Raw genomic sequence first — 26667 nt, forward strand, 5'->3', positions numbered from 1 at the left:
TTCTAAGAAGCACTGTTCCTGAGTTTTGCTATCCATATTTGTAGGGTGATTGGTTTCTTTCATAGGTTATAATTATCACCTATGAAGTTAAAGAAGTCCATCTATGCATTGCTCAAAAGGGGTATAAAATCAATTAGTTAAATTAAAGATGAGACTATTTGTAAAAATAGCTCCTAGAATTTTGGGAATTCAGGAAAAATGTCACAAATATGCCTTCCTGTTGTTAAAATCAGCCTATCGCGACACTTCGTCGTTTAACACAGAGGTCTTTATGAAATTACTTACCGCCGCTGCTATGGCCTTGGCTCTTGTCACAGGAAGCGTCAACGCCGCCGAACAGCTCAACGCATACTCAATCATGCCAGAGAAATACGCATCCAAGGTTTTCTCTGAATTTACTAAAGATACCGGCATCAAAGTCAACTTCATGAGATTCTCTTCCGGCGAGGCGCTGGCGCGACTCAACGCTGAGAAGAAAAATCCTCAGGTTGACGTCATGTTAGGCGGCCCGGCCGACACCTATGCGGCCGGTGTTAAGGAAGACATCTTCGAGCAGTATCGTCCGAAAGATTCCGACGCGATCCCCGCAAGTCTTCGTGACCCGCAGAACCATTGGACCGGTATCGGCATCATTCCGCTTTGTTTCCTGACAAACACCAAGTTCCTTGAAAAGAACAACATGAAGGCCCCTGAAACATGGAACGACCTGCTTGATCCGCATTACAAAAACAATCTTCAGATGGCTGATGCCCGTACCTCCGGAACAGCGACTGAACGCATCTATTCCCTCGTTAAAGTTATGGGCGAGGACCCTGCCTTTGCATATCAGAAGAAGCTGAATGGCAACATCCAGATGTATACAAAGAGCGGCGCGGGCGGTGCGATGCCGATCGCTACCGGCCAGTGTGCATCCGGCATCTTCTACATTGTTGACGCGCTTGACATCAAACAGCAGGGCTATCCCGTTGTAATCACCTATCCGAAGGACGGTGTTTCCTATGGTATCGAGGCAACAGGTATTGTCAAGAACGCCAAGAACATGGACGCCGCCAAAAAATTTGTTGACTGGGCAGCCAGTAAGAAATTCGCCGACTTTATCGTCGCCAACAAGATCAACTACGTTCCCACCCGTGCAGATGTTAAAACAGATAACCCTCTGCTTGATCTCTCCAAGATCAACATGAAAGACGTTGACGTTGCATGGAAGGGTGAAAAACGCAAGGAATACACAAATCGCTGGATCAATGAAGTGATCAAGTAATTTCCTTATTTTGCATTTAAATCGCTATTTGAAAATGTCAGTGCCGACAGCAAAGCTGATCGGCATCTGGCATGTCTGTTAGGCAGGGAATTATGCCTGTATCAGTTCCCTGATTTTTGGGAGTAATTTATGACGAGCGGCATTAAGCGGCAAAGAGACCCGGTGACCCTTCTCACCATATGTGTTCTTTGGCTCGCTATGGGTGTCTTTGTTTTGTATCCGGTCGTCCGTCTTTTGGCGATGACGTTTATCGTAGACGGGCACTTATCGTTTCAAAACCTCATGCCCTTTCTCGCAAGCTGGTATGACCGCCGAGCTATCGTCAACAGCATCATTCTGGCTACCGCTGTCGGTGTTGCGGGAACTGCGATCGGATTCATCTTTGCATTTGCTGTTACACGGCTTTCTCTGCCGCGCTGGCTGACCTTCTTTATTAGTGCGGTGACGCTGCTCCCTCTAATTTCTCCACCTTTTACTTCCAGTATTGCTTTAACACTTTGTCTTGGTCCGAACGGCATTATTCTTTCCGCGCTCGGGCTGGAAAACTTCAACTTCTTCGGTTTTTGGGGAACGTTCATTTCAGAAACGCTGACCTACTTCCCCATCGCATTTATGACGCTGACGACCATTCTTCAGCGTATCGATCCAAATTTAGAGGATGCCGCCTACTCACTCGGTTCCTCCCCGTTTAACGTTTTCCGAAGCGTAACATTCCCGCTGTCAGTTCCGGGTTTAGCAAACGCTTTCCTGCTGGTTTTCTCCTGCTCTCTTGCGGACTTTGCGACTCCGCTGGTTTTAGGCGGACACTCCTTCCCGGTTCTTCCGACGCAGGCTTATTTGCAGATTACCGGCATGTATGATTTCAACGGCGGTGCCGCGCTTTCCTTCCTTCTGCTCGTACCTGCTCTGATTGTTTACGCTCTTCAGAACTTCTGGGTCGGCCGAAAGAGCTTTGTGACCGTGAGCGGAAAAGCAGGCGGCCGAAGCTCTATCAAGGGACCGGGGACTTTGATTTCCGGTATCGTGATCGGCACTATCGCTTTTATTACCGCTTTTGTGATTTATCTCTACGCCATTATTTTTGTCGGCTCTGTCGTCAAGGTCTGGGGTGTAGACAACAGTTTCACTCTTGAGAATTATCACTACGTATTCACGTTTGGCATGAAGGCGATTAAAGACACGCTGCTGATTGCCTGCGTCGGCACACCGATCGGCGGCCTCCTGGCTGTTCTTATCGGCTATGTATGCAAGTGGCTGAAAATTAGAGGTCATAAGACGCTTGAGACCGTTTCGCTTCTGAACTACACTCTGCCGGGTACAGTTATCGGTATCGCGTACATTATCGCGTTCAACGACAAGCCGCTCGTACTGACAGGTACGGTTTACATTCTGATTGCCGCATACGTGTTCCGTTATTCTTCTGCCGGTATTCGAAACGTTATTGCCGCGCTTTCGCAGATTGATCCTTCTATTGAAGAAGCGTCCACCAGTCTTGGCGCCTCATCCGCATATACATTCAGGAAGATCACTGTTCCTCTTGTTCTTCCTGCAGTTCTCACTGGCATGCGCTATTTGTTCATTCATTCCATGACCGCGATCAGCGCGACTATTTTCTTAGTTTCCGTCCAATGGAGTCTGATTACCTGCCGAATTCTTGAGTGCATGACCGAACTGCAGTTTGCACAGGCCTGTGCTTTTTCAATTGTTTTAATCCTTATCGTTTTTGCCGCCTCCAGCATTATGGCCCTTCTCGCCAAGGTCCTTTGCCCGGTCGGCGATGCTTCCGGAGGTCTTCGCTAAATGTCTGTTTCTCTTACTCTTAAAAACATTACCCGCCGTTATGTCAAAGACAATGAGGAATTTCTGGCGGTCTCCAACGTTAATCTTGAAGTAAAGGATGGGGAGTTTCTGACCTTCCTCGGGCCGTCCGGCTGCGGAAAGACAACCACGCTTCGCATGATTGCCGGTTTTGAAACGCCGAGCAGCGGTCAGATTCTTCTCGGGGATCAGGACGTTACAAAGATCCCTGCGAACGAGAGGAGGATGGGCTTTGTTTTCCAGAACTACGCCCTCTTCCCGCACATGAAGATCTTTGACAACGTTGCCTACGGTTTAAAGATTCGCAACGAAAGCAGCGACGCAATTAAATCCAAAGTTCGTGAAGCTCTTGCGATGGTTGGATTAGAAAAAGCCGAGCATCGCTATCCTAATCAGCTTTCCGGCGGCGAGCAGCAGCGTGTGGCCTTGGCACGAGTCTTAGTGCTTCGCCCTAAGGTAATTCTTATGGACGAGCCGCTTTCAAACTTGGATGCGAAGCTGAGACTGCACATGAGAACAGAAATCCGCCGTATTCAGCAGGAACTTCAGCTTACTTGTCTTTATGTGACCCATGACCAGAAAGAGGCTCTGACAATGTCAGACCGCATCATGGTTATGAACCACGGCAAAATCGAGCAGATCGGCACTCCGATGAAGCTTTATGATGACCCTGCCACCGCGTTTGTTGCGGACTTTATCGGACAGGCCAATCTGATTCCTGGGAAACTCCTGTCTATTGAAAACAACATTGGCACCATCGACGTCAACGGAAGAAAAATCACAGCACGCATGGGTGTTCTCAATCCGCCGAAAGTCGGCGGCAATGCCCTTCTTGTTGTTCGCCCGGAAAATCTGCTCCCGGCTGAAACGGAAAACGGTCTCGCTGTAGAAATTTCAAATGCGCTCTTTGAAGGTGACCGCATTGATTATCTGTTTAAGCTTCTCAACACAGATAGCAGCAAGACTTACTCCATGTCTATTCCTTTCCTGCCCGGAGCTCAGCTTATTTCCGCCGGAACGAAGCTGAATGCTTCCTTTGTACCGCAGGCCGGGGTGCTTCTTAACGCCGACTAAAATCGATAGAGACGATTAAAGAACGCATTGATCTCCGCTTCCAGCGACAATCGCTCGGAAGCGGAGATTTTTTCTTGTCGAAGGATTCGAGCGAAGTCTCCGATCCTATGTTCATTATTTTCACTGCAAGGGAGAATCGGGAGACGTTTAAGATAATTGCATGAGTTATTCGCGGTGGGATTGATTGTCCGAATCAACCTATCGGCTGCGTCAGAGTTCAGGAAAGCCAATAAATAATCCAGTCGATCCGACTGATGAGGAAAAATGCCGACTACGGATTGGTCAAAGACTTTATCTTTCATGTAAAAAGCCCTAACCTTTTTAGACTTCACCATCGGCATACCGATTCCTTCTCTAAAGTAAAAGGTCCTATTCTGGAACCTCGCTTTCTTATCCGTCTTATAGTGGTGAATCGCTTCTTCATCCCAGAGTATCCAAAATCTGTCTATCCCGTAACTGTACGCTTTGGACCCTGCTCCCTTGGCAAGCGGTACACGTCCCTCATCAGGCTCTGAGAAAATAAATCGTTTATTGTCTCCCGTACAAATTCCTGTCACGACAGAAGCCTCATCTCCAAGTACCGGAGCGTTTGCATAAAAACGGAGCACCTCTGGAAATAAGAGATCACTTTGAGGTATCTGACTTACGGATTCACTGCTGCAACCAAGATCTGTCACTTCCTTGAAACCGCTGTGTACTCGGCAAAGCATCTCGTTATTACGACCTTTTTTAAGATTAATAATGCAAAGTCCCGAGTAAACGAATTTCAAGCCCGGGAAAAATTTAGACGGAAACAAATACACATCCTCAATACAACACCGGGCAAACAGAAACTCCCGAAGGTGTCTATGACGATTAAGGTACAAGAATGTATCGGGAACAATAAAAACAAGCCGCCCGCCAGGTTTTAAAAGCGTGATACAGCGTTCGATAAACAACGAGTAACTCTCTTTTACGTACGAATCAGGAAATTTATTTCTCAGAATCTGACGTTTTTCTTGTGTCTGCCACGCTCCATAAGGCGGATTCCCGATAATCTTATCGATTTTCCCCTTTAGTTCGTCCACCTGCGAAGACAGCAAAGTGTCACCGCAGAAAACCGAGCACCGGCCCTGGAATTTACTGCTTAGCAATGCGGCGGACCGCGCATCGATTTCCGACAAAATAAATTCCGAAGGGAGAACTGCGGAAAGTACGGCGTCAGCGATAGCACCTTCTCCAGCAGAAGGCTCGAACACTCGATCTTCCGGCTTAACATCCAGAAGTCTGACCATGAGACCTAGAATCTCCTTCGACTCTGTGTAATAAGCGCATCGTCTGTCTAGCTTAGGCATTGAAAATCTAAAAGCACCAGATAGGCCCGCCTAAAAAAGCGGGAAGAAGTATTCTTAGATTTTAGCGGCTTCAGACGCCGCAGAGTTTCCCTTAGATATACAAAATGGCGCAGGCTGATCGCTGCCGGACTTTCTAGCCGTCCGTATCTCTGATCTGCATAAACTGATCCGCTTTTGTAAAGTAGAGACGTTCTGTCATTTTGATCGCCACATACGCAACAATTGCAGCTACCGCAGCAATACAGAAACAAATAAGAAGCTGATAGCGAACGGCTAAAAGAGGATTAACTCCGGCTAAAATTTGGCCGCTCATCATGCCCGGAAGTGCCACGATACCAAGGACCATCAGCATATTAATCGCAGGCAGCATGGCGGCCGCAGATGCCGCACGCACCGTACGGGCTGTCGCCTGCTCAACATTGGCGCCCATTGCAAGGAGTGTTTCGATTTCATCAGCTCTTAGTTCAAGTTCGCTTCGATAGCGCTCAATCACCAAAGATGCAGCATTCATGGCCTGGGCTACAAGCATGCCGCCTAATGAAACAATATAACGACCTTCCCACAGCGGCTGGGAGCGTACAACAACAAACTGAAGATAACCTAGCGTGCAGATGGAACCCAAGAAAATCGACACAAAGAGAATTCTTTGGTAGATACGTTTTGCTTTTTTTGTATTAAGTCCGGTAATTCTCTTCACTGCAGCTTGGGAAGCTGCGGCAACCATAAAAATCAGAAAGGCGCAGATGACCCAAGGATTATTTTCTTTAAAAATCCAAAGCAGAATATAGCTCACCGCAACGAGCTGAACCGTTCCGCGAGCGACCCCGATGATTAAAGACTTGGTAAGCCCCAAGCGGTGTTTAATGGACAAAAACAATGCGATGAGTACTGGAAGCAATCCGAGGCCCATTTGAAATATCGAGATTTCGTTCGATCCGCTTACTGCCATGATTAACCTTCTTTATACTGCGTGTCAGTCTAGATATTATTTAACTAACTAATGAGCGACAGTGTAATTAGATGGAAGCTCCGCAGATTACATAACCTCCCCAATATCGGCATACCTCAAGAGCTAAAGCTATTAGTATTCAGCCTCTCGCCTATTTCGGGCGTTAGGTAATAACCATTAGCTAATTTCTGGTTAGACTTGTTCCCGTTCCGGCTCACAAGAGAGCGGAACCCCAAGGCTTTCTCGTTTGAGCCGGATCAAGCGAGCCAAATTCTTTAGGCGGAAGATTATTCATCTTCCGCTTTGTTTTCTCAGATTGAGAAAATAATATTTCGTTCTGTAAATATTCCTATTATTTTGCGGTAAAAATTATCTTTATCCAAAGAAAATACCCTTACGAGGAATCAGATGCGAAAGATAGGAATTATCGGGCTTGGCCATGTCGGATCAACGGTAGCATACACACTGATCACAAAAGGGATCGCCGACGAGCTGGTTTTAATTGATCAGAATGATGCGTTATGCACTGCTGAGTATTATGACTACTCAGATTCGCTTGGGCGGCTTGATACGTACACAAAAATTATCAAGCAGGACTACAGAGCACTTTCTGATGCAGACGTTGTTGTCACGGCTTTCGGCGACATCAAACTGCTGGCGGACGGAGGCGACCGATTTCTAGAATATACATACAACTGCAGTCAGGCTGCGGCAGTCGGAAAAGCTTTAAAGGCGGTTGGCTTTCATGGAATCCTCATCAACATCTCCAACCCTTGTGACGTTATCACAGGACTGCTTCAGCGCTACACAGGTCTTTCTCGAGAAAGAGTCTTCGGCACCGGAACGTTTCTTGATACTGCCCGTATGCAGCGAGCGATCAGTCATCGAATTAATGAAAATCCTCATAATATTTCCGGCTATGTCCTTGGCGAACACGGTGAATCTCAGTTTGCTGCATGGTCCACCATCGCTGTGCGCGGCATCCCTATGTTCGAACTTGCCGAAGAACAAGATCTGGATCTTGACGCTTTGGATAAAGCGGCAAGAGAAGGGGGTTGGCTGGTTTTCAACGGTAAGAAGTACACGAGCTATGCAATTGCGACCTGTGCGGTTAAATTAGTACAGGCGGTTCTTTCGGATGCCAAACTCGCCTGCCCCGCTTCTGTCTATCTCGAACAATACGGGTGCCACGTCGGGTATCCAGCCGTTATCGGGAAAAACGGAGTCGAGAAAATTAATGAAATTCCTTTAACTCCTAAAGAGCAGGCTCTACTGAATGACTCTGCCAAGATGATTGCTCAGAAGACTCATGACGGATATTTAGGTTAAAGAAACGTTCTGACTATTAGTGTCCTTTTCAATATCTTAGTGTGAACAGGTTCACACTAAGATACTGCTTTGAAGTTATATGGACGTAAATGTCAGCGGAGGCGAGCACAACTAAAGAATTTCAAAAACATTCAAGGTGTTTTTAGAAAGAAGCCCCCTCCGCCGCATATACGATAAGGAATCCCACGATAGCTATTAAAGTTATTTCTAGTTCAGCGAAGAAAACACCGAAACACAAATGTGATCTCCAAAATCACTTTTTCACTATCGCGTGAACTTGTTCACACTGCTTTTTTAAGGAACTAAATCGCAATCGCACCATGCCGCGGAAGATTCGAATTTTTTTACTTTATTAGACCTTTAAATACATCGCGAACCGCTGATTCAATAACCGCACGATCGACTCTGTAAGTACCCTGGACTACTCCGTCTCTCCCACCTCCGCGACCGTTCAGTTTCTTGTTTAACTCTCTGGAAATCTCAGAAAACTTCTCGCTTTCGTAAGCCAACACATAATTAAAAACGTTCTCTCCGACTTCCGAAAGTACGGCGCACGGAATCCCGACAAGCCGCTCTTTCAGAATGGAGGCGAATTTCTTCAGTTCAAAAGGTGATAATCCGTTCTCAAAGATAATCACACAATCTTGAGGCTTCTCAATACGATCCGCAACGGATTTCAGCCACAGCTGAGTGCGCTCTGCAAGAAGCTGCTCCTGAGTCTTCCCGTCATTCAGAACTTTCTCAACTGCTGCGGAAATCTCATGCGGTTTAGCTGATAACAGTACAGAAACTTTTGAGATTTCATTCAGACGCCATGCATAGTCTCTAAGAGCCCTTTTGCCTGCGGCAAACCGAACTCGAGTCCCTCCGCGGTACTTACCAGACTCTAAAATTTTAAATATGCCAATTTCACCTGATCTTCTGACATGTGTTCCGCAGCACGCGCAGCAGTCAAATCCGGGAACAGAAACAATGCGTACCAAACCGCTAAGCTCTTTTTTACTGCGGTAATCCATTGAGGCAAGTTCTTGCTGCGAAGGAAACGTCACACAGAGTTCAATGTCCGCGGCAATAGCATCATTAACCTCTTGCTCGATTTTATCGAGCTCTTCTTTCGGAACCTCTCCGCTAAAGTCAACGGTGATGTCCTCCGGATTCATATGAAATCCGACATTCTCAAATCCGAATTTTTGATGAACCAGACCGGAAAAAATGTGCTCGCAGGTATGATTCTGCATATTGTCAAAACGCCGTTCCCAATCAATCCTGCCTGTCGCCAAATTCCCGACTGCCAACGGCTGGTCCGTGTAGTGAATAATGCTTTCGTTAATTCTCTTAACGAAATTAACTTTCACACCTCCTAATTCTCCAAGATCAGTCGGCTGACCGCCCCCTTCCGGATAAAATACGGTATCCGTAAGAATGACTTCAAAACCTTTCTTCCCCTCAGTACAGGAGACCACTTCCGCCGTAAATTCACGAGCGTAAGGGTCCCGGTAAAAGAGTTCCTGCATAGTGTCTGACACGTCTTCTCCCGATAGTTTTATTCCAAAAAATTATAGCCAGCCGGCACTCCTTCGCACCGAACTGGCTATACAGAATCAAAATGTCTAGAAAATGTATTTCAAGCCGGCTTTAAACTGAAAATCCGTCTTCATACGGCTTCCGTGTTCGCGGTTAACCTGCCCGAATACCTTAAACGACTTGTTAACTACAGCTTCTCCGCCAAGACCGTAATAAACACGGGTTCCAATGGAACGATCCTCAAAGGAGAACTCATTCATATCCATCTTGGTTTTGCCGAGGAACTCATGATCCACACCGGCTCTGACATAAACCTGACCGGCGCTCTTGCCTTCCTTTCCGCTGAACTTCTGCCCTGCCACAACACCTAAACGACCGTTAAGACTGTTGTTGCTGCGTAATTTCACGCTCATCCCGTTGCTCATGGCAAAACGCTTCCCATCCATGAAGTAATAAGAAAGCTGAGCTTGAGGCTCAACAAACCATTCGTGTGTCTCCGATGAGGTCGGGAAAATAAATCTGTGACCGACCTCCTGCGAAAGACCAATCCCGATATTGCTGTAATTCGCATGCGACGAAAGCTCGTCACGCATCTCCGCATGTATGCGAGTCGAATAATGGTTAAATGTCAGGACTGTATCAGCGTATGTTCCTGCAGTGTTATACCAGGTACTGTATAGCTTGATACCGGCAGAATTCGAATCGGTCTTGCTGCCGAATCCGTCCGAAAGCTTAATGTCCCCGTCCGTAAATACAACGGAGCCGCCAACAATCCAGTTCGGCGTCACTTTACTGTCAAGACCTAAAGAATAAGTACTGAACCTCACTCTGCTGCTGATGCTGGGATATGAATTCAGCCGGCTTCTGTCGTATCTGTACAGCACATAGGGACCGGCATCCGCTCCGTCGCGGACTTCGCCCATTCTCGCTCTCATGTCATCGAGCGAACCCAGATATTGAATCACCTGAGCTCCGGAATTTACTCCCGCTAGTACCATTTTAGCGCTCGCGGACAAGCCGATAGGTTTCACCTCTTCAGACGGAACAATAGGCGGATTGCTCGGATCAAACGGCAGCGGCTTTAAGTCCGGCTTTGGAATCAGCGCGGGATTATTAGACGTTGAACCGGATTCCCCCGGCACGCCTGGCGTCGGAAGATTCGGGCTGTCCGGCATTGCGGGCAAATCCGGCTCCGGACGCTCAGAAACCTGAGAAGTGATGACCCAGTCTCGTGTACTCTTGTCTCCATATTGTTTAAGGCCAAACTTATATTCATAAGGTCCGATATCAACAACCCCTTTATTGGCCAGGCTTAAGGTAGCATTGTCCTGCCCTGATGGCGACGAGTCGGCCGCCACAATGTGATACATGTAGCCAGTATCCTGAATCGATTTACCGCTGGAGGCAAGCAGTACCTGATGGTTCCCTTCACTGCTTTCTGTAATATGAATACTGCCTCTTGAGCCGCTCACCAGCCGGAAAATGCCTTGATCACCAGTTAGTCGCTTTGTTGTAATCGTCATCTGCTCGTTCATTGGACCAAGATCAACAAAACTTCCCGACTGAAGTGAAAGCTGGCTGATTGTGCTGCTCCGCGGAGAATACCAATAGGCGCCTTTCTCTAAATTGATAACGGTCGATCCTTTGTCATTCGTATTAAATGAGGCGGAAAGCCCGGCCCCCTCTCCTAAGTTGACATTCAGCTTGGAGTTTGAACCGACGCTTGCCGTTTCTTTCACAAACATTGAACCGTCGCCTATAACATTGAATGTTCCGGTTGCGCCGATATTGCCAAGAAACAAATTATTAATACCGATCTGCTTAGATATAATAACAGCGTCCCCACTCGTCAATAGCGACAGCTTCTTCGCAAAAATAACCGAGCTCGAGGCATTAACCCTTAGCTTGCTCTGAGTTTCAACGGTGACGTTTTTGCTGAAATATACGTCTTGGGTTTCTATCCCTTCTGAATTATCCATGCCAATGAACAGATTACTTGGATGGTTACTTCCAAAAAGGAGCATTCCTAAACTAACGGTTCTTTCCAAAAGAACCGTCGGAGCATCAATCTCCATATCTGCCAGCATGAGGTTCACCGTCTCATCTCCCAACACCTCGCCATTGGTGGGGGTGACTAAATATACGCCCTTAGTCGCTGACAAATCAACCAGACTGTAAGGGTTCTGGATCACCGAGCCATAGATATAAATCTCTGAGGCGTTCAAATTGACTTTGGCACTTTCCCCGGAAAAAATCGAGGTTCCGTCAAAATGAACATAATTGCCTTTGTCTGCCGCTGTCATCAAAATAATTCGATTGCCGGCGGTTACATTAACCTCCGTACCCGAATCCGCAGAAATCCCATAACCGAAGCCGCCCACAGAAGTCGCATTAGGCATCACAATCAAATCATTGCCGGCGTCAACCGTGACTCCCTGATTGCTTGCCGTTAGTCCGGGAAACAGAGGTTGATAGTCCGGACCTCTAAGATTGACAAAGTAGCCTGCATTAATAGAGTTCACAACAACATCATTAGAAGCTGTCACACTCCAGGCAACAGGAGTCTGAATTCCGGTCAAATAGTAGTTCCCCGTATCATGGGCCTGATTGGATGCATCAATAATCTTCTCATACAGCCCCGGAAATTTATCCTTCCAAACTTGCAGCAAGTCCGTAGAACTTAGCCGAGATTGGACTGCATACATCGAGTCAAATTGACCGCCAAAAGCAGAGGTAGCGGCTCCAATCGTCAACAAAAGGATGAGCGGAACCTTTCGAATTCTCATTTGAATCGTCCTAATATATAAGTTCACTTTGATTCTCATACCTTTTTCTTTTGCAGACAACGGGTTACAAAAGTCATCCCCTGACATAATTAAAATTTTTAACCCTCGGAATATTTTTTTAAAGACACTAAAAATATCATGCCATCTCTTTAATGCCCTAATTAAATACCAAATTACCCCAAGCACAAGTCAAGATTAAAATATAAGAACATAGAGGGGTTGTCGAAATTTGGATAGTCTCATTTAGAGGAATTAACAGCGCTGAATCCTTCTTTTAAGTGATCCGGACCTTCTTGTCAGTGCGTAATTCAGGTCGGCACAAAGAAGTCCTCTGCGTGTTTTTCATATAATTCAAGGAAAAATACTCGGTAGGATCATATGACTAAGGCGCAAAGACATTTCTGGGTTGGAAGTGCGGTAATCCTTCTTATCGCCGTACTCATCATCATGCTGTGTACGGTCTTTACTCCTAACTTTTTCCGACCGAAAACCACTGTCGAAACGTACTTCAAGGAATCCATTAACGGTCTTTCCGTCGGTTCGGCTGTCTCTTTTCAGGGTGTAAAGATCGGAGAGGTCGACGAGATCCTCCTCTCAAGTTCTGCTTACCCTCAGAACCACATCAACCTTTTTTCTGATAAAAATTCTGTCGCGGTGGTCCGAATGACCGTCTACCTGGATAAAAACAAGTTAGCAGAACAGCTCCCAAAAATGATCGAGGACGGCTTACGCATCCAGACACAGCTCTCCGGAATCACCGGGACTCTCTTTCTTTCTGCCGGATATCAGGACCCGAGACTTTATCCGCCCGAAGTAACAGAATTCCCATGGAAGCCTGCTCACTTATATATACCGTCAGCTATCAGTCTTACAAACGAAATTCTTGATAACCTCGAACAGTTTTTCTCAACCCTGCAGTCAGTCAAAAAGGACATGAATATTGGCACCAGCAGAAACGGCTTAGCTGATCTGCGCCTCTCCTTGGTACGGCTCAATGAAATTGTCGAAGGCGTAAGCCCGGAAAGCATCAAAACGCTGCTTAATTCAGCAGAAGACTGGATAAAAACAAGTTCCGAAACCCTTGACGAAGTCGACGTAAAAAAAATCAATTCGCTTCTTACTCATCTGTCCTCGGCGGCAAAAGAAATCAGTGAAGCAACCGGAAACCGGCAAAGTCAGTCTCTTGTCAAACAGCTCTCTGATACAACTGCTGACTTTAATCGTATGGTCGCGCAAAACAATTACGACATTCGAGCTCTGATTGTCTCCCTCGTTTCAATCACTCAGAATCTTTCTCAGGTAACTCAGCAATGGGCTTCAATACCAGTATCTTCTTCACAGGAGGAAAATCCTTTTACTGAAAGTCCATAAAAATACAACAACAGATCAGCGAACTCTAAACTTATAAACTTACTTCATGCCATAAATGTTTTTTATTTAGCATATTAAAATAATAAAGACACATTATTATATATTTTTACCCTATAGTATTCTCAAAATAGGCGATTACATCGTCGTTATCCATTAATATTTTTTATAATTCGGAAAATATTATTTAAATTTCGATTGAAATATTAATATTGCCGTTAATAAATATTTACCAAACCTAATAATCCGTTATTAAATAAGCTCATTTAGACTGATTTATTTTGTAAAAAAATCTAAGTATAAATTAATTATAACGAATATAGACGGATTAATACGTTCCTCCGATCTGCTTAGATTACATAATATTACCAATTGATTTATTATTCAAATTCAATTGATTACACTGTTATATCTACAATTAATTCAATCTTAATTGGTTTTACTTCAAACATTAATACTTACAAACGATTGTTTTTCTTTGCACAATAGCTTATATTATCGATCGGATTGATTGAAGTCAATGTATGTATATGGCCCACCCCATTAGTTAAGCCATTAATCGTCGCTACAGGAAATCTTATGCAAACATCTCGACGAAATTTTATGAAGGCGGCTGTCGGCCTCGCCGGCTCCGCCTCCGCATTTAATGTCATGTCCGCCGACCGCTTCCTCCCAGGGGCTGTTGGCAAGTGGAAACTGCATGACACCCAAGAGTATTTAAATATTTGCTGCTACTGCTCTGGCGGTTGCGGCACAATCTGCTCAGTAAGAAACGGTCAGTTGATCAATATCGAAGGTGATCCTGACAACCCCTGCAATATCGGAGGCCTTTGCCCCAAAGGCGCAGCTCTGACCGGCTTAAGAGACATTGTCACTAAAGATAGACGTCTCATCTCACATCCGCATCGTTTGACTCAGCCGCTGGTTCGCCGCCCTGGTAAAACAGAATGGGAACCGATCTCTTGGTCCCAAGCAATCGATGAATTAGCTAGAAAGATCAAAAAAACGCGTGATGAAAGTTACACTTCTACGGAAGACGGAGTCATTGTTAACCGTTGTGAAGGTATCGCAAGCTATGGAGCCGCCCAGCTCAACACAGAAGAAGCTTGGCTTGTTCAAAAATTTGCCCGCTCACTCGGTATTGTTCAGATCGATAATCAAACACGTGTCTGCCACTCTTCGACTGTTTCCGGACTCGCTCCTTCATTTGGTCGTGGCTCTATGACTAGTCATTGGTGCGATTTCCAGAACGCAGACGTTGTTTTGACAATCGGCTCCAATAATGTAGAAAATCACCCGCTGTCTTCGCGCTGGGTACATCGTGCGGTTGACCGCGGTGCAAAATGGATTGTAGTTGACCCCCGCTTTACTCGTACTGCATCACAGGCCGATATCTACGCCCCGATCAGACCAGGTACAGATATCGCCTTCTTCGGCGGCTTTATTCGCTACATCCTTGCCAACAAGCTTTATCAGAAAGAATATGTTGAAAACTATACCAACGCTACATATCTGATCAGCCCGGAGTACGGCTTCAGCGTCGCTGACGGCCTCTTCACAGGCTGGGATGAAAAAGATCAGCAATACAAGAACAACTCTTGGATGTACCAGACTGAAGAAGTTGTTCCGTGGTCAACAGAACCGGGTCAGCCGGGCGCTTGGGTGAATGACCCTGGTGTACCACAATTCAATCCGCCTGCACTTAAAGTCCCGAAGAAAGACCCGAGTCTTAAAGATCCGCACTGCGTGCTGAATCTGCTCGCCAAACACTACAACCGCTACACATTAGACAAGGTCAGCGAAGTCACCGGTATTGATAAGAAACTGCTTGAGGTCGTTTACAAGACCTACGCCGCTTCCGGCGCTCCTGAAAAGAGTGGCACAATCCTTTATGCGCTCGGCCAGACACAGCATACCTACGGAAGCCAGAACTGCCGCGCAATGTGTATCATCCAGTTACTTCTTGGCAACGTCGGTGTTGCTGGCGGCGGTATCAATGCGCTCCGCGGTGAGCCGAATGTTCAAGGCTCCACAGACGTCGGCGCCACAATGGACTTCGCCCCTGGCTATCTGGCATGGCCGATCCAGCAAAATCATCCGACACTTGGCGCTTACCTCTCTAAGGAAACTTACAGCGCCGGCTACTACATGAACAAACCAAAGTTCATGGTATCCATGCTGAAAGAATGGTACGGTGACAATGCGACTGCGGAAAACAACTACTGCTACGATCTGCTCCCGAAGCGCTCTCTCAAACACAATGACTCCACGATCCCGACTTTCCACTACATGCAGGATAAGCAGATCAAGGGTTATCTGGTTTGGGGTATGAACCCGGCCCATTCTGAACCGAACACTAAGTATTGCCGCGAAGTGATGTCCAACCTCGATTGGATGCTCGTAGCTGATTGGTTCGAAACAGAAACCGCCAGCTTCTGGAAAGCCCCCGGTATGGATCCGACAAAGATCAATACCACCGTCTACATGCTGCCTGCAGCCTTGATCTACGAAAAAGAAGGCTCCATTGCCAACTCCGGCAGATGGATTCAGTGGAGACAGAAAGCGGTTGAGCCGCTCGGACAGGCTAAGAGCGACTTTGAAATCATGACTCGCCTCTTCAACCGTATCCAGCAGCTGTACCGCACTGAAGGTGGTGTCAATCCGGATCAGGTGACCAAGGTTAACTGGTACTACCGTAATCCTCAGGGCCAGCTTGATGTCAAGGCTGTTGCGCACGCAATGAACGGTTATGACGCTAAGACAGGCAAGCTTCTTAAGAGCTACGCAAACCTCAAGGCTGACGGCTCTACCGCTTGCGGTCTCTGGATCTACGGCGGCTACTACAACAATGAAGCCACCAAGTGGGATCCGATGACTCAGCCGACTGCTCGCCGCTCGCTCTACGATCCTTCCGGTCTTGGTCTGTACTCAGACTTCTCGTTTGCTTGGCCTGCCAACAGACGTATTCTGTACAACCGAGCTTCAGCAGACGTCCAGGGAAAACCCTGGAATCCGAAGAAGATGCTGGTTGAATGGAACGGCAGCCGCTGGATCAACAACGACGTCGGTGACTTCGTTGAAACCACGGTTAAAGACGGAAAGGTTGTTCCGGTTCCTCCGAATAATCAGGCCTTCTTCATGACCTGGGAACAGGAAGCTCGTCTCTTCAGCTATCCGATGAAGGACGGTCCTCTGCCTGAACACTATGAACCGTATGAGTCCCCCACTAAGAACATCATGAACGGCCGTCAGGACAGCCCGATGGTACAGTTCGCTCAGTGGAAGGAATCTGTTAAGAGAGGCAGCAGCAAGGAATATCCTATCGTTGCGACTTCTTACTCGGTCACAGAACACTGGCAGTCCGGTACTCAGACCCGTAACATTCCTTGGCTTGTTGAAATCATGCCGAGACCTTTCGTGGAAATCTCCGAAGAGCTTGCCAAAGAAAAAGGCATTAAGAACGGTGATGTGATCCGTGTTTGGAATAACCGCGGCTCTATTGAAGCCTTCGCCATGGTGACAGTGCGCTATCAGCCTCTGAACATCAACGGTCAGAAGACACACACAATCGGTCTGATCCACCACTGGAGCTGGGCTTCGGCTTATGCGACAGGCGATACGATGAACGACCTCTCGCCAAATGTCGGCGATCCGAACTCTTACATCCCTGAGTTCAAAGCGTTCCTGGTGAATGTTGAAAAGGCCAAGTAAGGAGGAATAGCAGATGTCAATCTATACCAATCAAGAAATGGCGATGCTCTACGACGCCTCCAAATGCACTGCATGTAAGGGCTGTCAGGTCGCCTGCAAACAATGGAATGTCCTGTATACCGATCTCGGTATGAACGCCTTCCCGTTCTCCGGAAGCTATCAGAATCCGGTGGACCTTAACGGCAGCAACCGACTCGTCATGACATTCTCGGAAAAGAAAACCGACACCCTTGAGCGTCCCATCGAATGGGCATTCGGCCGCAGATCCTGCTTCCATTGCTCCAACGCAGGCTGCGTCTCTGTCTGCCCGACCGGCGCGCTCAGCTATCAGGACAACGGTGTCGTTTCTGTTCAGGAAGAAAAATGTATCGGCTGCCACTATTGCGAAATGGCTTGCCCGTTCGATGTGCCTAAATACTACGGTCCGGATCAGAAGATCGATAAATGCACAATGTGCTGGGATCGACTCGAAAACGGCATGCTTCCCGCCTGTGTGAAGACCTGCCAGCCCGGCGCACTTCATTTCGGACCTCGCGAAGAAATGATTGCACTCGGCAAAAAACGCGTGGAATTTCTTAAGGCCAGAGGCTACGATAAAGCTGAGCTTTACGGTGAAAACGAATGCGGCGGCCTGCATATTCTGCAGGTCTGCAAATACGGCGCCGAAGCTCAGGGCCTCAAGAAGGGCGTCGAACCGTCCGCACTGGTATCTCTGAGCAAGCTTGCCCAGCCTGCTGCCGGCCTTGCTGCCGCTGCAACTGTCGCCGGCTTGGCTGTTTCCTTCGTCGCGGCTCTCGGCTATCGCCGTAAGAACCGGACAGTTGAAGAAGCTAAAGTCCATTGGACAGAAGCTCAGCGTAAAGAAGGCGCAAAATTGGTTAAGGATCGTTTGAAAGAAGATGCTGAGCAGGATAAAGCTGACAACGCCGGAAAATGAGGTTGAACTATGATCACTAAATATATTAAGCGCCACTCTATTCTGGCTCGTATCACTCACGGAACCGCGGCTATCTGCTGCATCTTGCTGGCAATTACCGGTTTATTCGTGTTCATTAACAGCTGGAACAACGCAGTTGGAAGCGAATTCTCCATCGCGATGCGCTGGGCTCACCGCATCATTGCGATCCCGTTCATCGTAATCCCGCTTCTGGCGGTTCTGATCTCTCCGAAAGGCTTTGTTCACCTCTTTAAGAATAATATCTTCGGAAAATGGGACAAGGATGACTGGACATTTGCGAAACTGTTCATGCCTTATCTCTTTGCGCCCGGCAAAATCCATATGCCGCCTCAGCGTGAAGTGAAGTCCATGCAGCGTGTTGCTGACGGTGTGCTGCTGTTCGCCGGTGTATTCGCCGCACTCTCCGGCATCGTCCTATGGCTAAACACAGGTCTTCTGCCTAACGGAGAGTGGACTGTTCGCTTTGCTCCTGCAACGCTGCTTGTCGCCAAACTGATCCATGATATTTCGTTCCTCATAATTATCGTGTTCGGTCTTGGTCACATCTATCTCGGCGGCGGTATCTTCGAACCGTACAGGGGTACAGCGAACCTCATGTTTGGTAACGGTCGCGTTAATGAAGCCGATGCTGTATATCATTGGGGATATTGGGCAGATGAAGAAATTGCCTCCGGTAAGAATGTTATCGAGGTCAAAGACGGTCAGAAACGCAAAGGAGACACTGCATCTGTCGGTTATGAATCCTAACTTCTTTATCAGGTTGCTAGCCTAATTAAAAAGCCCGCGCAGTGCGCGGGCTTTTTTCGTACCTACATAAGATTAGAACTCATGTGTCATACCGATTGTCGCATTCCATCCGCGAAGCTGGTCTGCTGCTTTAAGTGCTTTCCCAGCACTGCCGATACCTGCCTGAGTGTACATGAGGGTACGTTTGCTGAAGTGATAGAAGTACGCTGCACCCACACTCCATGTATTGAATTTCTTTTCCTGCCCGACGTCTAATTCACCCTTGTTTTTCCCAAAAGCGAACTGACTCTGCAGCATAATTTCACCGCCTAAAGCTTCTGTGGAAGCAGACACAGCAAAAGCGTGATAGTTGTTGCGTTTGCCTTGGTCATAATTTGCAAGGCCGTAGTCTTCAGAGCCAACTCCGTCCTGGAGCGGAGCATGCATTGCATATTCATATGCACCGTAGAGCTTAAAGGCTCCAAAATCGTAAGAAGCGCCTAAGTTAATCAGCTGAGTAGCTTTGCCTTTGTTTGCTTCCCCGTCATAATCCAGAACTTCATAGATTGCGTCAACACTCAGAGGTCCTTTGTTATAGGTCAGACCTAAACCATAGTAGTGCGCGTTGTGAGACCACTTATTGGTATCACCTTTTCTTCCATTGGAGTACATCAAATGCCCCTGCAGGCCGCTGAATTCCGGAGTCTGATAAACCACAGAATTGTCATAGCGGTCTGTCAGATAGAAGGCGCTGTACATGTTGCCGACGGTATAAAAAGAAGTCGTATAGGGTGTGCCTCCTAAGATACTGTAGGAGCCGCTGTCAGACGAAAGCCCACCAAAACGACCCATTGCAAATGTACCCCAAGAACCGTTCAAACCGAGAGCTGCTTCACGATTGAAGGCTTTGCCCTCAGAAGCTTCCTTGCCGGAGCTCAGCTCAAAACCCTGTTCGAGTTTGAAAAATACGTTATTACCGCCGCCGAGCTCTTCTTCACCCTTGATGCCCCAACGGTTGCCAAGCCAGTTGCCGTTGGACATATTCACCAAAGTAGAACCGCCGTGCTGTTTGCTGACTGTAACGCCGGCGTCAATAACACCGTACAGGGTAACGTTGGATGCAGCAAGAGCGCTTCCGCTGACTGCCGCAAGCAAGCCTGCGGCGATAAGAGATAGTTTCATTTTCTTTTCCTTCAGATAGATCAAGAACAAATAAATGACAAATATGTACTCAATCAAATCTTACCGAATAGAAGAAGAGAATTTGACAATTCGAACAAGAGAATTCTTCATCTGTCAATACCGGAAAAATCAATTGAAATGCCTACAGCCGCAAAGCATCCAAACGAATTTAGCGTTTCTCAAAAAAAACGAAAAAAATAAATTTCACGTTCTTAAGGTATTTGAGTTTCGAAATTTAGTTTTGGTAAATATTTAAATATTCTTCCTGACTACTAAGTGTAATTACTGACAAAAATCATCTCATACTTTCTGTTTTCGTTACTTTTTGTTTCCTATACTTTCCCCGTGGATTCATTTTTAGAAAAGGAGAAACCATGTCATCTCAAACCCTAACTGCAACCTCTGCATCTGAGCAGCAGGCTCAGATGGAGGAGAAAGTAGGCATCGGCGCATACATTTCGTTGTTTTTCGCTATTTGCTTCTTCTCCGGTGTTTTTTACAAAATGCCCGAAGCCTATAAATGGCTTGGCGCGTTCGACTTCACTACTTTGATTGGTAAGTTCGGCTCCGTCACAGGAGGCGGCACATTCGTCGGTAAAGCCGGCGTCAGCGCTCGCGCTGGCTTCCTCTTCGCTCTTTCTCTCGTCCCGGGCGTGATGCTTGCGCTTGGTCTTCTTGAAGTTCTCTCTCATTACGGCGCTCTGCGTGCTGCTCAGAAGCTGATGACTCCGCTTCTGAAGCCGATCCTTGGTGTCCCCGGTATCACCGGTCTGGCTTTGATCACCGACCTCCAGAGTACCGATGCGGGTGCTGCGCTTACAAAAGGTCTTGTCGATTCCGGCTCGATCACTAAGAAAAACCTGGTAGTCATCGCCGCTTGGCAGTATGCCGGCGCTGGCTTGGTCAATAACTACTTCTCCATCGCATCCGCTCTGTTTGCCTCTTTCCTGGTGCCGGTGTGGATCCCGCTGGCCGTCATGTTCTGCCTCAAATTTGTCGGCGGCGCTTTAATCCGCTTCGTTCTCAGCACCGTTTATAAGGAGGATTTCAAAAATGAGTAATACATCCAACACAACTGTTACAACAAAAAATCCGTTTGATATCTTCATTATCGGTCTTCGCAAGGGCTTTAATGTCGCCATCAACAACCTGATGCCGAACGTCCTTATGGCTTTCGTCCTGGCTTACATCCTTGAACTGTTTGGCGTAATGGCTTTTCTCGGTAAAGTCTGCGGCCCTGTAATGGCAATTTTTGACCTCCCGGGTCAAGCAATTACCGTTCTGTGTGCCACATGGCTTTCCTGCGGTGCTGGTGTAGGTGTTGCTGCCAGCCTTATCGCGAGCGGTACTCTGAATGGACATGATATTACGATCATGGCCCCCGCCCTCCTTCTTATGGCTTCACAGATTCAGTATATGGGCCGCCTGCTTGGTGTTGCCGATGTGCCCAAAAAATACTGGCCCGTTCTTATGGTCAACAGCGTCCTGATGGCTTGCCTTGGCATGCTGATCATGCGCTTCCTTGTCTAGTTTCAATTTAAATAGACTTTTCTAGCAAATTTTTGGCCGAAGCTTTTTGCTTCGGCCTTTTTTTCTTCACACAGCCCCTGGTACAGCGAATTGATCCGCCTTTGTTGTTTGAGAACAACAGCCAAATTATCAATGCATTTTGGTTTTCGCACTGTGAAACATTTTTTCTACAACGCAGTATTTCATTATTTAATTATCAGTATTATCCCTAGTTTATTGCAAATATTATTTGTTTTTTAAATTATTTTAGAAATTAATGTCATTATTAACGCGTAGTCAAGATAAAACAATCAACAGGAGATTCAAAATGTTTGTAATGATTACAGAAACCGGTGAAGTTCGTCAGCTTAGTTTTATCGACTGGCAGGACCGTTTGGAATATGCAGAATCACTGATCTCTCACAGTGCTGATGCAAGCAACTTTATTTTTGATGCTGAAACAGAAACCTTCTCAACTGACGCCGCAACCTTCAGACGCTGGCAAGGTTTCTGCGAACAATATAAAGATATTGACAGCGCATCCTCAGCCATCGGCTTACCCTCTTCTCTCCGCAGTAGTTACGATGCTTTGATGCACCTGTAATAGACATTGCTGCACCTAAGAACAGACAGATTCAAAAATCTGTCTGTTCTTTTTTCTTACATATAAAACCGGATCTAACGAATACTTTCTTCCGTTCATTAATTAGAATGGAATGTCATTTTGTTTAGAAAAACAATAAATATTCAGTTATTCAATGGGTTAGGTTTATGGGAATTAAAATTGATTACAGCCAGGATGAATTAATCAATGACGTCTCGTTTAAGCGTTTGAGAGAAAGCTACATGCGTGACGAGGAGAAAAGTCCTCAGGAGCGCTTCGCCTATGTTTCTGAAGCATTTGGCAGCAACCCTGCACACGCTCAGCGCTTATATGACTACGCCTCTAAGCATTGGCTTTCCTTCTCGACTCCTATCCTTTCTTTCGGACGCAGCAAGAAAGGACTTCCCATCAGCTGCTTCGAAGTGTATATGCAGGACACCGCCGAAGGACTTGTTAATACGCTTTCAGAAGTCAACTGGCTCTCCATGCTTGGCGGCGGAGTCGGTATTCATGTGGATATTCGTTCCGCTGATGACAAATCCGTCGGTGTCATGCCTCACCTGAAAATTTATGACGCCGCCTGTCTCGCGTATCGTCAGGGACGAACTCGCCGCGGCTCCTATGCTGCATTTTTAGACATTGATCATCCGGATATCGTTCAGTTTCTTGAAATGAGAAAACCGACCGGCGACCAGAATTTAAGAACCCTTAATCTGCACCATGGTGTTAATGTCAGCGATAAGTTCATGCGATTAATTGAGAAGAGCATGACAGACGCGAATGCTGATGATTCCTGGGAGCTTCGAGACCCCAACAGCAATCGTGTTGTGGAAGTTGTCTCCGCCCGAGACCTTTGGCAGCGGCTTCTTGAAATGCGTATGCAGACCGGTGAGCCCTACATCGTTTTTATTGATGCGGCAAATCGAGCTCTTCCTCATTGGTTAAGCGACAAGGGACTGCAAATTCACGGCTCCAATCTCTGCACAGAAATCTTTTTGCCGACGAACGAAAAACGTACAGCCGTCTGCTGCCTCTCGTCTCTGAATTTGGAGCATTTCGACGCCTGGAAAAACGACGAACAGTTCATTCCGGATGTTATGGAAATGCTCGACAATGTGCTTCAGTATTTCATTGATAATGCGCCTGATTCAGTAGAAAGAGCCAGATACTCGGCTATCCGCGAACGCTCCATTGGAATCGGAGCACTCGGTTTCCACGCTTATCTGCAGTCTAAGCTCATTCCGCTCGAATCTGTTATCGCCAAATCGGTTAACTACCGCATCTTCTCGCACATTAAAGAACAATGCGCGCGCGGAGATGAAATCCTTTGTGAAAAACGCGGCCCTTGTCCTGACGCAAAGGATGCGGGCGTCTTTAGAAGATTCTCTCATTGGAATGCTATTGCACCGAATGCTTCGTCAAGTTTAATCATGCGTGCAACTTCGCCTTCCATTGAACCGATACGAGCGAACCTTTATCGTCAGGACACGCTTTCCGGAGCCCATATTATTCGCAACAGACTGCTTGTCCCTGTTCTTCAGCAGTATGGCTTAGACACAGAAGAAGTATGGTCCAGCATCACAGCAAATGACGGCTCAGTCCAGCACTTAACTGCCCTTCCTCAGGAGATTCGCGACGTCTTTAAAACCGCTCAGGAAATTGATCAGAGATGGCTTATCGACTTAGCCGCCGATCGTCAGGAATTTATCGATCAGGGGCAGTCGCTCAATCTCTTTTTCCCGGCCGATGTCTCTATTGCCTATCTCCATGCCTGCCACTTCCTTGCATGGAAGTCCGGACTCAAAAGTCTCTATTACTGCCGTAGCGATAAATTAAGAAAAGCCGATAAGCTCGGAGAAAAAATTGAACGCAAGCGTATTGAAGATCAAATCAATATGCGTGAAGTCTTAGACAACTCAACTTGTCTTGCATGTGAAGGATAAAAGTAATGAAATCCAGTTTGGTAAAAAGCAGAAACTATTACAAACCGTTCTCATATCCCTGGGCCTATGACGCCTTTATGGAAAGCGAGCAGATGCATTGGCTCTGGACTGAAGTCCCCATGATTGAAGACATAAAGGATTGGAAGATGGTTCTTACCGACGGGGAACGTGACTTTCTCACGAAGGTATTTCGCTTCTTCACACAAGGCGACATCGACGTTAGCTCTGCCTATGTGAACACCTACCTTCCCTTTTTTCCGACTCCTGAAATTAGGATGATGCTTTCCAGCTTTGCTGCGCGCGAAGCTGTTCACATTGCCGCCTACTCTCATCTGATTGAAACAATCGGGATGCCGGAGACCGTTTATAACGAATTCCTTCAGTATGAAGCGATGGCTGAAAAACATGATTTCTTCCATGGCCTCGCGGACAACAAAGAAGAGAATATTGCTGTAAAAATGGCGGCTTTCTCTGCCTTTACCGAAGGTATGCAGCTTTTCTCCAGCTTTGTCATGCTGCTGAACTTTACGCGCAACGGGACAATGAAAGGAATGGGACAAATTATCGCCTGGTCCATCAATGACGAAACCCTGCATACCGAAAGCATGATTCGACTCTTCAGAGAATATATCGTCGAGAATCCCTCTCTTTGGACAGACAGTTTAAAAGGCAGGATTTACGACATTGCTGAGAAGATGGTCGAACTTGAGGACGCTTTCATTGATTTGGCATTCGGCGTAAATGACATGAGCAAACAGAATTTATCTGCGCAAGAGGTTAAAAATTACATACGCTGGATTTGTGATCGTCGGCTTACCGCGATGGGCATGAAAGCGATTTTCGATGTTTCAGACAATCCTCTTCCATGGGTTGACTCCATGTTGGGTGTTACTCATACGAACTTCTTCGAAAACCGTGTCGTCGATTATGCAAAGGGAGCCTTAACCGGATCCTGGGGAGACGTGTGGGGCGCCGCCGGAGCTTAAGGCTTTCGCACGACCGGCTTCCAACAGATCAAAACAATTGTGAACATGTTCACACAACTGCGGTATTTGATTCTCTGCTCTAGCTGTGAACATGTTCACATTTTCTTTTAATAGAGTTTTTACTCAGTTCTGAACTCCATTGTGAACATGTTCACGCTGTGTTCGTTTATCTAAACGATACAAACCGACAGCTGAAAGCAAACCGATAACTAAGGCAGCAATCGCAGCGAAATAAACAAGGCGAAAGTCATCTCCGATTGTCAGCTGCTTCATAACCATAGGTCCAATAAACCCTGCGGCAGCAAAACCGCAAAACATGATACTGTAGTTGACGCTGTTATGAAGTGATCCGAAATTGCGCGCAGTATAGGCCGGATAAACAGCCATGAAGGAACCGTAAGCTAAAGCCGCAGTTGTCGCTCCAATAAAGAAAAACACATTATCTCCTTTGGAGCCGACAATAAATAACAGCATTCCTAAAATCGCAACTACGCAGGCCAATGTCAGAGTTTTAAGATAACCGAATTTGTCGGCAACATAACCAATAACAAGCCTACTGGAAGTATTGACTAAAGCAATATATGAAACTGCCGTCGCAGCTGCCGCAGCGGTAAATCCAAACTGTTTAGATGCAATTAAAGAAGCGTGTGAAATCAGTGTGATTCCGGAAAACACGCCTGAAAAGAGGAAAACAAACATTAGCCAGAAACGCGGCGTAACGACCATTTTCCTGTAGTTCATCTCTGAGATGCTATTGCGCTCCTCCTTCCGAATTTCTTGTTTACTGAACTTCCCTTTCAGTAAAAATAGACTGCACACGCCGCCGAAAACGATTAAACCTCCGGTAGCAAAACCTAAATATTTGAATGCCAGCTCCACTCCTGAAGACTCAATCATTCGGTATGCAATATGTGGAAGTATGACGGAACAAAAACCATAAGCTGCAGTAACTGCCCCGGCTGCAAACGCCCGTCTTTCAGGAAAAAGCTTAACGCTGGTATTAATTAATGAGCCGTAAACAACGCCCATACCGATGCCGAAAAAGACTCCATAAGACAAAACAAGGGAAGTTATGGATGCTGAAACTCCCGCAGCATACAAAGATGCTCCGACAACTAAGCCTCCTCCGATTAACAGCCAAGCCGGTCCGACTCTGTCGTTTACAAAACCGCTCAAGATCATAGGGATAGGCCCCATAAGATTGCAGACAGCAAATGTAATGGCTAAATCAACCGCTGTTAAATCTGCCCCCGTAAGTGCTGACAACTGAACAGCCTTCGGACCGGCAAATACGCTCCAGGTAAATAACGATCCGGAGAAAAGATTAATTAGGCAGGCAATTGCCAGAAAAAACCAACGGGAATTGTGTACAGCCATATAACTATGTAAAAAAGGCACCAATTTAAAGTCTCTACGAATATTACAGTGAATTATCCATCCCGTTAACAAAAAAGCCCAAAAGCGTTGACGTTTAACGAAAGGTTACCAACCTTCGATTGGACAATTTCGAAAAACTATGTAGAATGCGCGCCTCATTGAACAACGCCAAGCGCTGTTCGAGATGCAGAAACAAATTTTTACATTGAATTTTCCTGTTTCAGTTGA

Annotated in this window: 19 protein-coding genes; 13 read left to right on the forward strand and 6 right to left on the reverse strand. The window is 46.6% G+C overall.

Going from position 1 to position 26667, the window contains the following annotated elements; genetic code table 11:
- Window positions 1–271 precede the first annotated feature (271 nt).
- From NFR90_RS10085 to NFR90_RS10095, 3 genes are all read left to right on the forward strand, one after another.
- The gene (locus NFR90_RS10085; protein WP_251452744.1) at window positions 272–1261 is read left to right on the forward strand and encodes an ABC transporter substrate-binding protein; all 990 of its coding nucleotides are present in this window, start codon (window positions 272–274) and stop codon (window positions 1259–1261) included.
- A 129-nt stretch (window positions 1262–1390) separates the two neighbouring features.
- The gene (locus tag NFR90_RS10090; RefSeq protein WP_251452746.1) at window positions 1391–3061 is read left to right on the forward strand and encodes an ABC transporter permease; all 1671 of its coding nucleotides are present in this window, start codon (window positions 1391–1393) and stop codon (window positions 3059–3061) included.
- The gene (locus tag NFR90_RS10095) at window positions 3062–4153 is read left to right on the forward strand and encodes an ABC transporter ATP-binding protein (RefSeq protein ID WP_160334782.1); all 1092 of its coding nucleotides are present in this window, start codon (window positions 3062–3064) and stop codon (window positions 4151–4153) included.
- Here the strand turns inward: NFR90_RS10095 and NFR90_RS10100 are convergent.
- Entirely contained in the window at window positions 4150–5427 is a 1278-nt protein-coding gene (locus NFR90_RS10100) for an HsdM family class I SAM-dependent methyltransferase (RefSeq protein ID WP_160334783.1), read from the reverse strand. The genes NFR90_RS10095 and NFR90_RS10100 overlap by 4 nt on opposite strands.
- 193 nt (window positions 5428–5620) lie before the next feature.
- On the reverse strand, window positions 5621–6436 hold the full coding sequence (locus tag NFR90_RS10105) for an ABC transporter permease (protein WP_160334784.1): 816 nt from the start codon (window positions 6434–6436) through the stop codon (window positions 5621–5623).
- Between the two features lie 408 nt (window positions 6437–6844).
- On the opposite strand from NFR90_RS10105, the gene NFR90_RS10110 reads away from it, so the two are divergent.
- Window positions 6845–7765 carry an L-lactate dehydrogenase gene (locus NFR90_RS10110; protein ID WP_251452747.1) on the forward strand — a complete coding sequence of 307 codons (921 nt, stop codon included), beginning with the start codon at window positions 6845–6847 and terminating at the stop codon, window positions 7763–7765.
- Between the two features lie 344 nt (window positions 7766–8109).
- Here NFR90_RS10110 and NFR90_RS10115 read toward each other — a convergent pair whose 3' ends face one another.
- Complete coding sequence (locus NFR90_RS10115) at window positions 8110–9291, reverse strand: alanyl-tRNA editing protein (RefSeq protein ID WP_251452749.1); 1182 nt, start codon at window positions 9289–9291, stop codon at window positions 8110–8112.
- Between the two features lie 84 nt (window positions 9292–9375).
- Window positions 9376–12075 (reverse strand): autotransporter outer membrane beta-barrel domain-containing protein, encoded by a 2700-nt coding sequence (locus NFR90_RS10120; protein WP_251452751.1) that lies wholly within the window; start codon window positions 12073–12075, stop codon window positions 9376–9378.
- A gap of 378 nt (window positions 12076–12453) precedes the next feature.
- On the opposite strand from NFR90_RS10120, the gene NFR90_RS10125 reads away from it, so the two are divergent.
- The 4 genes from NFR90_RS10125 to NFR90_RS10140 all read left to right on the forward strand — a co-directional run bounded on the left by NFR90_RS10125 (window position 12454) and on the right by NFR90_RS10140 (window position 18859).
- Window positions 12454–13446 carry an MlaD family protein gene (locus NFR90_RS10125; protein ID WP_160335237.1) on the forward strand — a complete coding sequence of 331 codons (993 nt, stop codon included), beginning with the start codon at window positions 12454–12456 and terminating at the stop codon, window positions 13444–13446.
- A 576-nt stretch (window positions 13447–14022) separates the two neighbouring features.
- The gene (locus NFR90_RS10130; protein ID WP_251452753.1) at window positions 14023–17154 is read left to right on the forward strand and encodes a molybdopterin-dependent oxidoreductase; all 3132 of its coding nucleotides are present in this window, start codon (window positions 14023–14025) and stop codon (window positions 17152–17154) included.
- A 13-nt stretch (window positions 17155–17167) separates the two neighbouring features.
- Window positions 17168–18091 carry a 4Fe-4S dicluster domain-containing protein gene (locus tag NFR90_RS10135; RefSeq protein WP_251452755.1) on the forward strand — a complete coding sequence of 308 codons (924 nt, stop codon included), beginning with the start codon at window positions 17168–17170 and terminating at the stop codon, window positions 18089–18091.
- A gap of 9 nt (window positions 18092–18100) precedes the next feature.
- Entirely contained in the window at window positions 18101–18859 is a 759-nt protein-coding gene (locus NFR90_RS10140) for a cytochrome b/b6 domain-containing protein (RefSeq protein WP_160335234.1), read from the forward strand.
- A gap of 72 nt (window positions 18860–18931) precedes the next feature.
- Here the strand turns inward: NFR90_RS10140 and NFR90_RS10145 are convergent, their stop codons facing one another.
- Window positions 18932–20020, reverse strand: a complete 1089-nt coding sequence (locus NFR90_RS10145) for a porin (RefSeq protein ID WP_160335233.1) — start codon at window positions 20018–20020, stop codon at window positions 18932–18934.
- Window positions 20021–20394: 374 nt separating this feature from the next.
- Here NFR90_RS10145 and NFR90_RS10150 point away from each other — a divergent pair, with 374 nt between their 5' ends.
- The 5 genes from NFR90_RS10150 to NFR90_RS10170 all read left to right on the forward strand — a co-directional run bounded on the left by NFR90_RS10150 (window position 20395) and on the right by NFR90_RS10170 (window position 25062).
- Window positions 20395–21081 (forward strand): nucleoside recognition domain-containing protein, encoded by a 687-nt coding sequence (locus NFR90_RS10150; RefSeq protein ID WP_160335232.1) that lies wholly within the window; start codon window positions 20395–20397, stop codon window positions 21079–21081.
- Window positions 21074–21550, forward strand: a complete 477-nt coding sequence (locus tag NFR90_RS10155; protein WP_160335231.1) for a YjiG family protein — start codon at window positions 21074–21076, stop codon at window positions 21548–21550. The genes NFR90_RS10150 and NFR90_RS10155 overlap by 8 nt, the downstream gene beginning before the upstream one ends.
- A gap of 307 nt (window positions 21551–21857) precedes the next feature.
- Complete coding sequence (locus NFR90_RS10160) at window positions 21858–22133, forward strand: hypothetical protein (protein WP_251452758.1); 276 nt, start codon at window positions 21858–21860, stop codon at window positions 22131–22133.
- Window positions 22134–22300: 167 nt separating this feature from the next.
- Complete coding sequence (locus NFR90_RS10165) at window positions 22301–24076, forward strand: ribonucleoside-diphosphate reductase subunit alpha (protein WP_160335229.1); 1776 nt, start codon at window positions 22301–22303, stop codon at window positions 24074–24076.
- 5 nt (window positions 24077–24081) lie between these two features.
- On the forward strand, window positions 24082–25062 hold the full coding sequence (locus NFR90_RS10170; RefSeq protein ID WP_160335228.1) for a ribonucleotide-diphosphate reductase subunit beta: 981 nt from the start codon (window positions 24082–24084) through the stop codon (window positions 25060–25062).
- Window positions 25063–25185: 123 nt separating this feature from the next.
- On the opposite strand, the gene NFR90_RS10175 is transcribed toward NFR90_RS10170, so the two are convergent.
- Window positions 25186–26439 carry an MFS transporter gene (locus tag NFR90_RS10175; RefSeq protein WP_251452760.1) on the reverse strand — a complete coding sequence of 418 codons (1254 nt, stop codon included), beginning with the start codon at window positions 26437–26439 and terminating at the stop codon, window positions 25186–25188.
- Between the last annotated feature and the right edge of the window lie 228 nt (window positions 26440–26667).

This window comes from Parasutterella muris (assembly GCF_943193095.1).
Classification (GTDB): domain Bacteria; phylum Pseudomonadota; class Gammaproteobacteria; order Burkholderiales; family Burkholderiaceae_F; genus Parasutterella; species Parasutterella muris.

Bases quoted from the DNA above. Each gene is read 5' to 3' on its own strand.
- NFR90_RS10155 (WP_160335231.1), top strand. From the start codon at position 21,074: ATGAGTAATACATCCAACACAACTGTTACAACAAAAAATCCGTTTGAT.
- NFR90_RS10090 (WP_251452746.1), top strand. From the start codon at position 1,391: ATGACGAGCGGCATTAAGCGGCAAAGAGACCCGGTGACCCTTCTCACC.
- NFR90_RS10150 (WP_160335232.1), top strand. From the start codon at position 20,395: ATGTCATCTCAAACCCTAACTGCAACCTCTGCATCTGAGCAGCAGGCT.
- NFR90_RS10165 (WP_160335229.1), top strand. From the start codon at position 22,301: ATGGGAATTAAAATTGATTACAGCCAGGATGAATTAATCAATGACGTC.
- NFR90_RS10160 (WP_251452758.1), top strand. From the start codon at position 21,858: ATGTTTGTAATGATTACAGAAACCGGTGAAGTTCGTCAGCTTAGTTTT.
- NFR90_RS10095 (WP_160334782.1), top strand. From the start codon at position 3,062: ATGTCTGTTTCTCTTACTCTTAAAAACATTACCCGCCGTTATGTCAAA.
- NFR90_RS10140 (WP_160335234.1), top strand. From the start codon at position 18,101: ATGATCACTAAATATATTAAGCGCCACTCTATTCTGGCTCGTATCACT.
- NFR90_RS10120 (WP_251452751.1), bottom strand. From the start codon at position 12,075: ATGAGAATTCGAAAGGTTCCGCTCATCCTTTTGTTGACGATTGGAGCC.
- NFR90_RS10085 (WP_251452744.1), top strand. From the start codon at position 272: ATGAAATTACTTACCGCCGCTGCTATGGCCTTGGCTCTTGTCACAGGA.
- NFR90_RS10105 (WP_160334784.1), bottom strand. From the start codon at position 6,436: ATGGCAGTAAGCGGATCGAACGAAATCTCGATATTTCAAATGGGCCTC.
- NFR90_RS10100 (WP_160334783.1), bottom strand. From the start codon at position 5,427: ATGGTCAGACTTCTGGATGTTAAGCCGGAAGATCGAGTGTTCGAGCCT.
- NFR90_RS10175 (WP_251452760.1), bottom strand. From the start codon at position 26,439: ATGGCTGTACACAATTCCCGTTGGTTTTTTCTGGCAATTGCCTGCCTA.
- NFR90_RS10130 (WP_251452753.1), top strand. From the start codon at position 14,023: ATGCAAACATCTCGACGAAATTTTATGAAGGCGGCTGTCGGCCTCGCC.
- NFR90_RS10170 (WP_160335228.1), top strand. From the start codon at position 24,082: ATGAAATCCAGTTTGGTAAAAAGCAGAAACTATTACAAACCGTTCTCA.
- NFR90_RS10125 (WP_160335237.1), top strand. From the start codon at position 12,454: ATGACTAAGGCGCAAAGACATTTCTGGGTTGGAAGTGCGGTAATCCTT.
- NFR90_RS10110 (WP_251452747.1), top strand. From the start codon at position 6,845: ATGCGAAAGATAGGAATTATCGGGCTTGGCCATGTCGGATCAACGGTA.
- NFR90_RS10145 (WP_160335233.1), bottom strand. From the start codon at position 20,020: ATGAAACTATCTCTTATCGCCGCAGGCTTGCTTGCGGCAGTCAGCGGA.
- NFR90_RS10135 (WP_251452755.1), top strand. From the start codon at position 17,168: ATGTCAATCTATACCAATCAAGAAATGGCGATGCTCTACGACGCCTCC.